The sequence below is a fragment of the Microcoleus sp. K4-B3 genome (assembly GCF_036704615.1).
In the GTDB taxonomy this organism is placed as follows: domain Bacteria; phylum Cyanobacteriota; class Cyanobacteriia; order Cyanobacteriales; family Microcoleaceae; genus Microcoleus.
The window spans coordinates 1-13,428 of sequence record NZ_JAUBSF010000128.1; the positions used below are offsets into that span (position 1 = coordinate 1).

At 45.8% G+C, this 13,428-nt stretch carries 11 protein-coding genes; 7 read left to right on the top strand and 4 right to left on the bottom strand.

All coding sequences use genetic code 11. The annotated features are described in order from the left end of the window. Positions 1–205: 205 nt before the first annotated feature. Positions 206–802 (top strand): hypothetical protein, encoded by a 597-nt coding sequence (locus tag QUA78_RS29875; RefSeq protein WP_333305299.1) that lies wholly within the window; start codon positions 206–208, stop codon positions 800–802. A 39-nt stretch (positions 803–841) separates the two neighbouring features. Continuing rightward, a complete protein-coding gene (gene rdgB / locus QUA78_RS29880; RefSeq protein ID WP_333305283.1) occupies positions 842–1,429 on the top strand; it encodes an RdgB/HAM1 family non-canonical purine NTP pyrophosphatase in 588 nt (195 codons plus the stop codon). A gap of 154 nt (positions 1,430–1,583) precedes the next feature. On the opposite strand, the gene QUA78_RS29885 is transcribed toward rdgB, so the two are convergent. Beyond that, entirely contained in the window at positions 1,584–1,922 is a 339-nt protein-coding gene (locus QUA78_RS29885; RefSeq protein ID WP_006633346.1) for a P-II family nitrogen regulator, read from the bottom strand. Positions 1,923–2,277: 355 nt separating this feature from the next. Between QUA78_RS29885 and QUA78_RS29890 the strand changes: the two genes are divergently transcribed. Both QUA78_RS29890 and ilvB read left to right on the top strand, forming a co-directional pair. Beyond that, complete coding sequence (locus QUA78_RS29890; RefSeq protein ID WP_333305285.1) at positions 2,278–3,576, top strand: MFS transporter; 1,299 nt, start codon at positions 2,278–2,280, stop codon at positions 3,574–3,576. Between the two features lie 601 nt (positions 3,577–4,177). Next, the gene (gene ilvB, locus QUA78_RS29895; protein ID WP_333305287.1) at positions 4,178–6,013 is read left to right on the top strand and encodes a biosynthetic-type acetolactate synthase large subunit; all 1,836 of its coding nucleotides are present in this window, start codon (positions 4,178–4,180) and stop codon (positions 6,011–6,013) included. Positions 6,014–6,406: 393 nt separating this feature from the next. Here the strand turns inward: ilvB and QUA78_RS29900 are convergent, their stop codons facing one another. Then, positions 6,407–7,513: a hypothetical protein gene (locus QUA78_RS29900; protein ID WP_333305289.1), complete on the bottom strand. Its 1,107-nt coding sequence runs from the start codon at positions 7,511–7,513 to the stop codon at positions 6,407–6,409. Positions 7,514–7,571: 58 nt separating this feature from the next. Then, positions 7,572–7,988 carry a hypothetical protein gene (locus QUA78_RS29905; RefSeq protein WP_333305292.1) on the bottom strand — a complete coding sequence of 139 codons (417 nt, stop codon included), beginning with the start codon at positions 7,986–7,988 and terminating at the stop codon, positions 7,572–7,574. A 617-nt stretch (positions 7,989–8,605) separates the two neighbouring features. Here QUA78_RS29905 and QUA78_RS29910 point away from each other — a divergent pair. From QUA78_RS29910 to QUA78_RS29920, 3 genes are all read left to right on the top strand, one after another. Further along, positions 8,606–9,877, top strand: coding sequence for an FGGY-family carbohydrate kinase (locus tag QUA78_RS29910; RefSeq protein WP_333305293.1), 1,272 nt, complete (start codon positions 8,606–8,608; stop codon positions 9,875–9,877). A gap of 105 nt (positions 9,878–9,982) precedes the next feature. Further along, on the top strand, positions 9,983–10,327 hold the full coding sequence (locus QUA78_RS29915; protein ID WP_333305295.1) for a hypothetical protein: 345 nt from the start codon (positions 9,983–9,985) through the stop codon (positions 10,325–10,327). Beyond that, positions 10,324–10,524: a hypothetical protein gene (locus QUA78_RS29920; protein ID WP_333305297.1), complete on the top strand. Its 201-nt coding sequence runs from the start codon at positions 10,324–10,326 to the stop codon at positions 10,522–10,524. Before QUA78_RS29915 ends, QUA78_RS29920 begins: the two co-directional genes overlap by 4 nt. 263 nt (positions 10,525–10,787) lie before the next feature. On the opposite strand, the gene pcrA is transcribed toward QUA78_RS29920, so the two are convergent. Beyond that, positions 10,788–13,154: a DNA helicase PcrA gene (gene pcrA, locus QUA78_RS29925; protein WP_333399184.1), complete on the bottom strand. Its 2,367-nt coding sequence runs from the start codon at positions 13,152–13,154 to the stop codon at positions 10,788–10,790. Positions 13,155–13,428: the final 274 nt, after the last annotated feature.

Genomic DNA, 13,428 nt, shown 5'->3' on the forward strand with positions numbered 1-13,428 from the left:
ACAATCAGTTGACGTGCCATAACTCATCACCTCTAAACAGTATCTTTATTCTATGCAACTTCATGTAAAATTGGTATTAGCTATGTTTTATTATCGATCGTAATATTTTTTATGCTATAATTAAAGGCTGATGATTTATAATTTGACTGTGACAGTCGATGACTGTCATCCCTGGCGATCGCGACTAATTTTGGGAGTAAAAAAGATGGCATACAGCGATTTCAGCCTTGCGAAAGTCAAAAAAGATTTTGGATTAACTTTGGATGAAACTCGCGATTTATTTGCCACTACATCCCCTGTTGTACCGTCAGAAATCTTAACAACTATTTTAAACGATTACGTGCCTTTAGCAATTTCTATTTCTACAGAAAAGGCTCGATCGGAATTTTTAATTGCTCCGATTTTGGCAGAAGTTAGGCGGCTGTTAAACAAGCGAGTTTCGCTGTTTTCAGGTAAGGATTTTACTGTCGATCCAGCAAGGGGATTGCAGGGATTTTGCGATTATATTATTAGCGGTTCTCAAGAACAATTGTTTATCAGCGCTCCAGTTGTGACTATCTTTGAAGCGAAAAAAGAAGATATTATTGGCGGGTTGGGGCAATGCGCGGCGGCAATGGTAGCGGCTCAATGTTTCAATCAAAACCAAGACAGTGAGGTCGATCGCATTTACGGTTCAGTGACGACTGGCACTAACTGGAAGTTCTTGATTTTACAGGAAACTACTCTCTATATCGATCCGACAGAATACTATATTAAAGAGGTTGATAAGATTTTGGGAATCTTATTGCAACCATTTTCTTAATCTTTTGTTAATATCAATGGGTAAGTTTTAAGGGAAATAATGAATAATCGCAAATTGCTAGTTGTAGCTACGGGCAATCCGGGTAAACTCAAGGAAATGCAAGTTTATCTGCAGGATTTGGGATGGGAATTGGAACTAAAACCGGAAGAGTTGGACATCGAGGAAACAGGCGAAACTTTTATTGCTAATGCTTGCTTAAAGGCGTCTGAAGTGGCCAAAGCAACGGGCAAATGGTCGATCGCCGATGATTCTGGTTTAATGGTAGATGCACTCGACGGTAGACCTGGGATTTACTCGGCGCGCTACGGGAAAACCGATGCTGACAGGATCGATCGACTTCTCAAAGAATTGGGAAGCGAACAAAACCGGGAAGCACAATTTGTTTGCGCGATCGCGATCGCCCGTCCCGACGGTACAATTGCCTTGCAAGTAGAAGGAATTTGTCGGGGCGAAATCCTCCACACTCCTCGCGGTACTGGCGGTTTCGGATATGACCCCATTTTCTACGTACCCGCACAGCAACAGACTTTTGCCGAAATGACACCGGATATCAAGCGATCGCACTCTCACCGCGGCCGAGCATTCTTGGATCTCATACCACAACTAGCTCACATTGTCAACCCCTAATGAGGAAAAAAGCCAAAACATGGGGTAACTGTGGCATTGGATATTGACACTTAGGTATCAGAACTAGACAGGAAATAGGTTTTTCCTTGGCAATGACCAGTTACCAAGGACCAATTACCAATGCCCAATGCCCAATGCCCAATCCCCCAGTATCTTAGATAGCCTCCAAGTTCTTTTCCCCAGTCCGAATCCGAATAATTTGTTCTACAGGAGAGATGAAAATCTTGCCGTCGCCAATCTCGCCCGTGCGGGAAGCCGCGATAATTTTATCAACCACCATGTCAACCTGATCGTTTTCCACAACAATCTCGACCTTGAGCTTTTGCAAGAACTCAACGGTGTACTCAGAACCGCGATAGCGTTCTGTCATGCCCTTCTGACGGCCAAAACCTCTAACTTCAGAAACAGTCATCCCCACAATACCAGCATTGACGAGTGCGATTTTCACTTCGTCTAGTTTAAAGGGGCGAATAATAGCTTCAACCTTTTTCAAGTTTTTCACTCCTAACAGTTAGTACCTTCGTTATATTACTTAATCGGCGTGACATCTTTTAATATCACTGCCAACAGCAAGTATTTTGTCAAGTATATTACCCTATCTTGTACTCGCGATGAAATGCACGCCAACCTTTAACAATATTCTCGGATTTTCCGGGGGCGCGGGTTCTCGGCTCCGGCCGATCGCGGTAGAGTTAAGAAGACTACAGCATCCGTCCCCCGCCGATCTGCTAAAACAGAAAAAGAACGCAGGAGACAGGAGTTTTCCGAGTTTCCACATTAGGCTATGTGAGATTTGCACGTATTGCTGAAAACTATAATTGCTAGAGGCGGTCAGTTAAACTATTCCTATGCACCCAGCCAGCCCTCCCCCTGACCGCAGCGGGCTTGATGCCCTACTGAGAAATCGCCCCTTCCTCGCCTTGTGGACGGGCCAGTTATTAGCCCAAGTGGCGGATAAAATCTTTTACGTATTGCTGATTATTCTGCTGAAAGCAGGCGACTACCGACCCTGGCCTGTTTCTTGGCAGCATTCGGAAAATTCTATGCTGTCAGCAGTGATGATCGCCTACACGCTGCCGGCGATCGTATTTGGTTCGGCCGCCGGTATCGTCGTAGACCGCTTTTCCAAAAAGCAAATGCTGATCGGCTGCAACGTGATTCGAGCCGTTTTGATTGTAGCTTTGCCGTTTTTGCCCAAAGCTTTTGCCGTTTTGTTGGCGATGACGTTTTTGATCTCTACCGTAACGCAATTTTTTGCTCCGGCAGAGCAGGCGGCAATCCCCCTGGCCGTGGGGCGAGAGGGACTGATGTCAGCAAATGCGCTGTTCGCCTCGTCCACAATGGGCGGGATTATTGTCGGGATGACGATCGGCGAACCGCTGTTTAGTTGGGTCAAACACAGCTTTGGAGCAGCTTCTCAAGAGTTTTTGCTGGGCGGGTTGTACCTAATATCAGCAGGTTTGATCTATGCCATGCGGATCAAAGAAAGTCATGCCGGCAGCAGTGGCAAAAACGTCCATCCTTGGCAAGACCTCAAAGAAGGTTTGCGGTATTTGAAACACAATCACCTTGTCAGCAACGCGATGGTGCAGTTGACGATTTTGTATTCCGTGTTTGCGGCGCTTCAGGTGCTGGCGATCGCGCTTTCAGGCAAAATAGGTCTCAAAGAAACTCAATTTGGCTTTTTGCTGGCTGCTGCGGGAGTCGGAATGGTCTTCGGCGCAGCCTTTTTGGGCCACTGGGGCGGTCGCTTCCACCACAAACCTCTGCCGTTAATCGGTTTCTTGATGATGGGTTTTGTATTAGCAATGTTTGCCTTTACCCGACAGTTGTGGGTGGGATTCGGATTGAGTGCTCTGTTCGGTTTTGGTGCTTCCTTAATTAACGGGCCGATGCAGGCTCTGATTCAAGAAAAAACTCCAGAATCTATGCGGGGCAAAGTCTTTGGCTTGGAGAACAATGCAATTAATATTGCTCTGAGCTTGCCTTTAGCACTGACCGGCCCGCTGACGGATGCTGTCAGCAAAGCCGTGGGTTCGGATGACCTCGGCTTGCGGATCGTGTTGCTGAGTTTGGGCTTTTTGGTCTCAGTGATGGGCATGGCAGCTTGGAAGCATACTCGCAAAGTCTTGCAGGATGCACTGTGAATTTTGGGAAGAAGGAAGAAGGAACAGGGAAGAAGGAAGAAGGAATAAGGGATTGGTGTCAACTTAACGTTAAATGTAGTATCGGCAAACAGTAAGCCGATGATTGCCCAGATCGTCCTCCCGGCTGATAGTCGGGGGGAACCTGACCATTCTCTTTCCTCCCCCTTCTTAACGGGAATGCGAGGGGGATCGAGACTCGCGTCTATACGAGATTTCTCAAGGGTTTTAGGCGATTGTTGACACCAATGGGAAGAGGTTCGAGGGCTTTCTTTTTGCGATCGATCTCTAACATAGCAACGGCCCTGACGGTTAGGACGTTCTGGCATTGCAAACAAACCATTGTTTTTCTTTTCTAATGCCGATCAAAACTAATGCTATACAAGCAAGCGTCAGATCGCGGTCAACCGGCATACAAGCCGCGATTTCCTCTGTTTCTTTTCTTGCTCTGCTGTTCCACAAATTCTGGGCCTGGCGATAAATGTCCGATCGCGAAACTTTTTGTAAAATATCAGCAGTTAAATTTTCAGAGTTTGATTATTGAGACTAAAGTAGTATAAAAGCTTTCATTAAAAATCATAATTAGTTTAAGGAAGGAAATTCTGTGCAACTAAAAACTAAAGTGGCCATCAGACGTGCAACTGGTGGATTTGCTCTGATTGACAGCTTGATCCGCCACGGCGTCAAGCATATTTTTGGTTATCCCGGCGGCGCAATTCTGCCGCTTTACGACGAACTCTACCGCGCTGAAGAAACCGGCGCCATCAAACATATTCTGGTGCGGCACGAGCAAGGTGCTGCTCACGCGGCCGACGGGTACGCCCGCGCTACCGGACAAGTAGGGGTTTGTTTTGCTACTTCGGGGCCCGGCGCAACTAATTTAGTGACGGGGATTGCGACAGCCCACATGGATTCGATCCCGATGGTAATTATTACCGGTCAGGTTGCCCGTCCGGCGATCGGCACTGATGCGTTTCAGGAAACTGATATTTACGGGATTACCCTGCCAATTGTCAAGCATTCCTATGTAGTGCGCGATCCGAGAGATATGGCGCGAATTGTGGCAGAAGCTTTCCACATCGCGAGTACAGGGCGGCCGGGGCCTGTTTTGGTTGATGTACCCAAGGATGTGGGTTTAGAAGAATTTGACTATCTGCCCGTGGAACCGGGAGCAGTGAGAATTCCGGGCTACCGGCCGACGGTGAAGGGAAATCCTCGGCAAATTAATCAAGCAATTCATTTACTGAAGGAAGCGAAGCGTCCTTTGCTTTATGTGGGCGGCGGGGCGATCGCGGCGGCGGCCCACGAGGAAATTAAGGAACTGGCGGAACTTTTCCAATTGCCGGTGACGACAACGCTGATGGGCAAAGGTGCCTTTGACGAAAACCATCCTTTGTCGGTGAAAATGCTGGGGATGCACGGCACTGCTTACGCTAATTTTGCCGTTACCGAGTGCGATTTGCTGATTGCTGTCGGAGCTCGGTTTGACGATCGCGTGACCGGCAAATTAGACGAGTTTGCCGCGCGCGCTAAGGTGATTCACATCGATATCGATCCGGCGGAAGTAGGCAAAAATCGCGGCCCTGACGTGCCGATTGTCGGAGATGTCCGCCAAGTTTTGATCGATTTGCTGCGCCGCTGTCGGGAGGCTGGAGTTTCGCCGAATCCCGGACAGACTGGGGAATGGCTGCACAGGATCGATCGGTGGAAACAGGACTATCCGTTAGTTGTGCCTCATTACCCAGACATTTTGTCTCCGCAAGAGGTGATTTCGGAGTTGGCTACTCAAGCGCCAGATGCTTACTACACAACGGATGTCGGTCAACATCAAATGTGGTCGGCTCAATTCTTGAACAACGGGCCGCGCCGCTGGATTTCGAGCGCTGGTTTGGGAACGATGGGTTACGGGCTGCCGGCGGCGATGGGCGCGAAAATGGCGCTGCCGCATGAGCAAGTGATTTGTATTGCTGGCGATGCTAGCATCCAAATGAATATTCAAGAGTTGGGGACGCTAGCACAATACGGCATTAATGTCAAGATTGTGATTGTAAATAATGGCTGGCAAGGCATGGTGCGGCAGTGGCAGCAGGCGTTCTATGGGGAGCGTTATTCGTCGTCGAATATGACTGTAGGGATGCCGGATTTTGTGATGCTGGCTGAAGCTTACGGGGTGAGAGGGATGCTGGTTTCGCGACCGGAGGAACTCAAAGATGCGATCGGTCAAATGCTCGCTCACGACGGCCCGGTGCTGATGAACGTGAAGGTGACGAGGGACGAAAACTGCTATCCGATGGTAGTTCCAGGTAAGAGCAACGCTCAAATGGTTGGTTTGCCCGAACGTAGCAAGTTGCAATCAGCGGAGTTGATTTATTGTCCGAGTTGCGGCGCGAAGAATGTTTCGAGCAATAAGTTTTGTCCTGAGTGCGGGACAAAAGTTTAACTAGGGACACGGCAATGCCTTGTCTGGCAGGGGTTTAAACCCCTGCCGAGCTTTCGGGTGAAGCGGTTTTTCCGGTTAAGTTGACACGCTTTGGGCAATGCGATGTCCTTACCCGGATCTGCTGTTGGGCGTTACTAATTTACGGTATGAAAGGCTAAATATGCAAGTCATAGAAACCAGTATCCACAAAGCTTCTGGATTTTTCACTTATTTTTTTCATACCCTGATTAAGCAACGCCCAATATTTTGTCTTTGGCAGTGTTGCTTAACGATAAACTCAATACGTTGGCGATCATAGTCGTTGAGTGCGATCGTCACCTGAATAAATCTGCGAACACATCCTTAGACCGCAGACTGTCAATACAATTGAATAACCTTTCGCTTTCAAGTCGATTATAAATTCGCCTCAAGTAAACGTCTTTTTAATCCAGAGCGACTACTATATTGAGCATGAAGTTGTTTCAGCCGTGTTGAAAAATTAGCTTGTTGGTTTTGATAATCCGCTAAGTCTCGGAGTTTTAAAAGTAACGGCACTACTTCATCGTAAGATTTAGAAGTTCCTTTTTGAATAAGAGCCTCTACATCTTCCCAAGCAGCCGTTTCTCGCAGAGCCAAAGCTTCCAATTCTCTGACTCGTAAAGCTTCAGTTGCCTGTTCTTTTTTGCGATCGCTCTTTTTTTGTTCCTGTTCAGCGCTTTCTAAAAGCTGTCTAATTGTTCGTTTTCCTGTAATTACATCTTGCATAACTTCCATCATTTGTGATAATCTTTTACGCAATTCAAAGGACAGATTAGATTCTCCTTTGGCTAACCGCAGTAAAAAGGTATCGCTTTCAGAACGATCGAGTTTTTGTATAGCTGCTTTTAAGCTCTTTTCTGAAATAGAAGGTTTAGCAGCACTAGCAGTTGTTGCCACCTTTAGCAGATGCTCATTCAATTCAAAAGCATCTATAAAAGCCTCTAATGATGAAGATAACTTACCCAATCCAGGAGGAACAGGTGGCTCTAACTCTTCTTCATTGAGTTCATCAATATCAAGATAGCTAATCGCTTTCAGCCAAGCCAGATAAAGTAAACGATAATCTCCCTGCAAAATTTCCTGGCGCAAACCTATCAAAGAGGATAGATTTCCTTCTCCCTCTATCCACCCAAAACCTTCGTCGTCCTCCATAGAAATTTCTAAAATGACAAAATTATTAATTTCAGAAACAGCAATCAGATCTTCAATGCAATATTTCTGCATCCGTTCAACATCAATCAGACCTTTGGGAAAACGAAACATTAGTTGTAATGTTCCCCAATTAGCCATGTAAAACATGGCATCGAAGTATTGGACTAATAGGTCTTTTGGGTCGCCTCGAAAATCTCCATAACTATAAGTAAATATCGCCCTAGTAGAACTTAGTTGTACGCGACTAGAGAGTAGGCTGACTGCTTGTTGTTCCGCTTTAGTCAACGGTCGGTCGATGGTTTGAAACTCGTAGTATTGATATTCGCTCATAAAAATACATGGTAAGTGGGAAACTCACAGTTTTTAGACCTTAGAGGGTCATTTTGGGTTACTGCAAATACATGGCAGAAATGGCAAAAGCTTGTTCAGGAGTACCGTAGAAACTGCCATTCTTGAACATACAAAGCTCATATTTTTCATTGCTGTAGGTGTAAAACCCCAGACTCCAAGATTCTGCATCGCCAAAGTAGCGCAGCCGACACAGGTGAATGGGGCTATTTCGCATTCGTTCTAAATATTCCTCCCGAGATACGGGAAAGTCTTTAGGTGGAAAATCTGGAGGGCAATAAGGTTCTTTATAGGCATCAATGTAACAGAACTGACTGCGAAAGCGGATGTCTAGGCGAGTATACTTGCCAGCGTAGTTAGCTGCTGCATAATCGAGAACACGCTGCTTTACCTGTTGTTGAACGGCTGGAGGGATTTTAACTCCGCCTGCATTTGGATCTTTTACCCAAGGGGACATTTAGCTGCTCCGATACGCTACTGACAGAGTTAGTCTAATTGACTTGCCAAGTTTAGTTGCTAACATTTAATTAAACTTTAGATTTAAGTTGCTCAAGCTCTAGCTTGAGCTAACTCCAACGAACCTGTACCTGTAACTAAAACCGATCAATATACCTCTCGCGCTTATCTATGGACTCGACTAAGCCAACTAGCGCGAAAAACCGAATCTTTATTACCCGCTGCCTCCACTTCAAATAATCTTGCCGATGCCGTTCATTCAAAGCTATTGCCAAAGATTTGGCATCAGAAAAAATCCCGGTGTTTCTTAATCAGGGGATTAAAAAAATAATTTGAAAATCCAGAAGCTTTGTGGATACTGGTTTCTACGACTTGTATATTTAGCTTTTCCTACTCTAAATCAGCAACGCCAATAGAGCTTATGATGGAATCTGTAGAAGACCTAAAACTTATCAGACTTAGCGATCGCACCTTAGACAATTATCCATTATTTAAATAATAAGCCAAAGAGCAGATAAATCCTGATATTGTCGCAGAAGAAGCTGAGTTAGAAACAACCATAAGATGCAAATTAACTTTGTGGTTTCCTCAAAATAGGAAAATTCGCGGGAGTGGCAAATGAATCTTTATTTGGGAATAGATTTCGGCACGACTGGCGCCCGATCGACTGTCATAGACTCCCAGGGTACAATACATTGTGAGACAGAATATACTTTTGCCAACAACGGGCAACAACAGCCTGAATTGCCCTCGGTGTGGCAAAATGCGCTGTGGGATTCGATCGAGCAAATTCCCCCAACAATCCGCAATCAGGTAAGGGCGATCGCCATTGACGGCACATCCTCCACTGTCATGCTGTGCAATACCGACGGTATACCAGTATGCGAGCCGATTTTATACAATGATGGGCGCGGTGCAGCGGTGACAGAGAGGTTGCGGGCGATCGCCCCTGCTAACCACACAGTATTAAGCGCTACATCCAGTCTGGCAAAACTCCTGTGGTGGCAAGACTTTCGAGAGGAAACCGCCCCTACATTTTTCCTGCATCAAGCTGACTGGCTGGCATTTCTGCTGCACGGAAAATTGGGAATTAGCGACTATCACAATGCTTTGAAACTCGGTTTTGATGTTGATACTTTGTGCTATCCGAATTGGCTGACACAGGGAATTGCGGGCGCTGCAACGCCTGAATTGCCGCAAGTTGTCGCACCGGGCACGCCTGTGGGGGAAGTGAGAGCTCAAGTGGGCGATCGCTTTGGTTTTCCCCGCGATTGTATGGTTTGTGCTGGCACAACCGATAGCATTGCAGCATTTTTAGCAAGCGGTGTCAATTTACCAGGGGAAGCAGTAACTTCTCTCGGTTCTACTTTAGCAGTCAAACTGTTAAGTCATACCCGCGTAGATGATTCTAGATACGGGATTTACAGTCATAAATTAGGCGATTTGTGGTTGGTTGGAGGTGCTTCTAATACCGGAGGTGCGGTACTGCGGCATTTTTTTACTGATGTTGAGTTAGAGAATTATAGCACACAAATTGATCCAGCACAAGAGAGTTTGCTGGATTATTACCCATTGTTGAAAAAGGGCGATCGCTTTCCGATTAATGACCCGAATTTGCCGCCCCGACTCCAACCGCGTCCCACTGATTCAGTGGAATTTCTGCACGGTTTGCTAGAAAGCATAGCGCGGATTGAAGCGCGGGGATATCAATTATTGCAAGAATTCGGTGCAACTGCTTTGACGAAAGTTTATACTGCTGGCGGCGGGGCAAAAAATTCGGTTTGGAGTGCGATTAGAAAGCGTTATTTAAAAGTGCCTGTAGTAACCCCTATTCATACTGCGGCTGCTTATGGAAGTGCGTTATTGGCGAAGCATGGAACGCAAATTTAAAGGTGGTAAATTTGGACTGATATCGCTCTCAATTAAAACTAAAATGAGAGGAAGCAAACATTCTGATATATTGTGTTAAGTTGTTATCCCTAAAAAATAAGGACAATGGCAAAGCTACCTGATGACATCCTGAACACAATTTTCACATTGCAGCGGCGGCTAGTGGAAATTCTCAACGAGACAACCGCCACAGAATACATTTTAATGCAGCAGTTTGGCGAGACAGAAGCGACACTCCCCGAACTAGAATCCCTGGATAATATTAAGGAAAGGTTGAGAACCTCTTACAATCGTTTGTACAGGCTTTTGCAGCAGGTAGCAGAATCTCAACCCGCTGCGACTGCGGATACGTTAAACTTTCTGTATGGAACGATAGAAGACGGAGAGGCGATTGTCGATGCCTCAGCAGCAAGCATTCAAGAAATCAAAATGGATTGGAATTTGCCATGAATCAACAACCTAGAATCCCCGACGCTGAAACCAGAAAGCGACACGTTGAAAAGATGCGTGAAGTCTGCCGACAGTTGGACGCTTTCAATTTGAAGTTAGATGAAGCGATTGCCATATTTGAAGCTGACAACCGCCGCCAGCGTCGAGAACGTTTGGCGGGTAAATACAGGCGTGTGGAATCTCAGGCAGTCGAATAAGATATGAGATGTGGCATCATTGTTAATAAGTCTTTTATGAACAGACAAGATGCCTCTTCCACAAAGAGTGAATTTTCTTGTGGAACAGGCATCTTGCCTGTTCTTGAGAATGGTGCAAGATGTGAGAGAAGATCGATCGAGGGGCGATTCCCTGCGGGAGAATCTTGAATCATTTCTTGTGTGTCCCCTAAAGTTCGGACACAAGGTTGTGTAGTAACGGTTTTAACCGCCGACTCCTATCGGGAGTTTTCAACACTTTTTTATTACACTCGCTGCAACTTAGCTGTTCTCGGATCGATGATTTTTCTGCCCAAACCTGAAAACTTAATTGCCAGATTAGTTTTACCGCCTTCTCCCAAAACGTGCGTAATTTCTCCAACTCCAAAAGCATGATGAAAAACCCGATCGCCCGTTTGCCAATCCGCCGATTGTCCATTGTTTCCCGCTTGAGAACTCCCGGAATTTGCTGCTGAATTATTAGTTTTTCCTTTAGATTCAGCCGTTTTCCCCGCTTTAGTTTTCTTCGCACTTCCGGCCAGCAAATGCGGCGGCAATTCTCCTAAGAATAGCGAAGGGGTGCAGTGTTCCCGGAAACCTCCCCAAAGGCGGCGTTCGCGAGTGTGGGTGAGAAATAGCAATTCCTGGGCGCGAGTGATGCCGACGTAGCACAAACGGCGTTCTTCTTCGATCGCTTTCGGGTCGTCCAAACTGCGGAAATTGGGAAATAAACCCTGTTCCATTCCGACTAGAAATACTACGGGAAATTCTAGCCCTTTTGCGGAGTGCAGCGTCATTAGCGATACGCGGGAATCTTCTTCCTGCAAGTCATCTAAATCGGATGCTAAAGATGCTTTTGCTAAAAATGATGTCAGCGTCGGTTCTTCGTTTTGTTCTTCAAATTGCAGCACAGCATTGTACAATTCTCTGACGTTTTCTATCCGATTTTCGGCTTCCTCGGTTCCTTGATTTTTCAAATCTTCAATGTAGCCTGAATCTTGGATAATTCCTTGGACAATTTGCGAAGCCGGCAGAGTTTCAACTTGCGATTGCCAACGACCAATCATTTCGGCAAACTTAATAATAGCTTTTGCCGATCGCCCTGCTAGAGTATTGACAGAAGATTCATCGCTGAGGATTTCCCACAACGGAATGCCCAATTGAGTTGCAGCGTCTTCGATTTTGGAAAATGTGGTATCCCCAATGCCGCGGCGGGGAGTATTGATGATGCGTTTGAGGCTGACGCTATCGTCGGGATTGGCTAGCGCCCGCAGGTATGCTAGGATATCTTTGATTTCTTTGCGATCGTAAAACTTTAGACCGCCGACAATATTGTAAGGAATGTCTAAACGCATTAACGCTTCTTCAAAGGAGCGAGATTGAGCGTTTGTGCGGTAGAGAATCGCAAAGTTACTGCCCTTTTCGTATTCGGAGTTTTGGCGCTTCAAGGAATGAATTTGACCTGCTACAAATTCCGCTTCATCTAATTCGTTGTCGGCGCGCCAAACAACAATCGGAGCTCCCGGTTCGCGAGTCGGGCGCAGAATTTTCTCGATCCGTTCCGTATTGTGTTCGATCAAGTGGTTCGCGACTTGCAGGATGTTTTCGCGAGATCGATAATTTTCCTCTAATTTTACCATTGTCTGAGTTTTATCGTCGGACAAACCATCTCCGAAATCCTCTTGAAATTCCAGCAATATGGTATAATCTGCCATGCGAAAGCTGTAAATTGATTGATCGACATCGCCTACGACAAAAATCGAGCGGTTTTGCCATTTATCGAAGTTTTTCGGGTCGGCGTTATTTGTCACCAACATCCGAATCAAATCGTATTGAGTGCGGTTGGTATCTTGGTATTCGTCAACTAAAATATGGCAAAACTTTTTATGCCAGTAACTTAATACTTGCTCGTTTTGGCTCAAAAGTTTAACGGGAACGAGGATTAAATCGTCAAAATCTAAGGCATTGTTGGCTGCTAAAGCGTCTTGGTAGCGACTGTAAACATCGGCAATCACGCGACCTCGATAATCCGGTTCTGCGGCTTGGTATTCTTGAGGCGACAAGCCTTTATTTTTAGCATTGCTGATGACATAGCGGACTTTTCGCGGGTCAAATTTCTTGTCGTCGAGGTTCAGCGTTTTGGTGACGATTTGTTTGACGAGACTTTGAGCATCTGACTCATCAAAAATCGAAAAGTTTTTCTTCCACTGGCGGCCTTTTTCGTCTTGATATTTCTCTATGTCGTAGCGGAGAATGCGGCCGCACAAAGAGTGAAAAGTACCCATCCAAATGTGTTTGGTAATTCTCTGGTAAATTTGCGATCGCAATTTCGTTTGCACATCCGGGGCTAAGTCTACCAAAGGTTTGCCATATTCCGCTTCAGCTTGCTGAGTTGCCAGCAATTTCTCAATTCTTTCTTTCATCTCCCTGGCGGCTTTATTCGTAAATGTCACCGCCAGAATATTTTCAGGATCGACTCGATGCGTGCGAACTAAGTTAGCAACTCGGTAAGTTAGAGCTCTGGTTTTGCCCGAACCAGCGCCCGCTACTACTAACAGCGGCCCGTTATAATGGGCAACTGCTTGGCGCTGAGATGGGTTGAGGTGGCTGAGGAAATCAGTGGTTTGAGTCATAACTAGAAAGTTAGTTTAATTTTTTAAGGGGTAAATAATACTTGGTATGCGATACCGCGAGTTTTTTTAAGGTAAGGTGCGCAATGCGCACTATATATTATAACTAGAACGGTGATTATTGAAACTTTAAATATTTTCGGGCTAAGCGAGTTGTTTAAGGTAAGGTGCGCAATGCGCACCAGACACTATAACTAGATAGGTAGTGCGATTCGTTTAATCTAAATGGATAGAAATATCCAGGGACGGTTAACCTAACCCACTGGTTAGTATAACT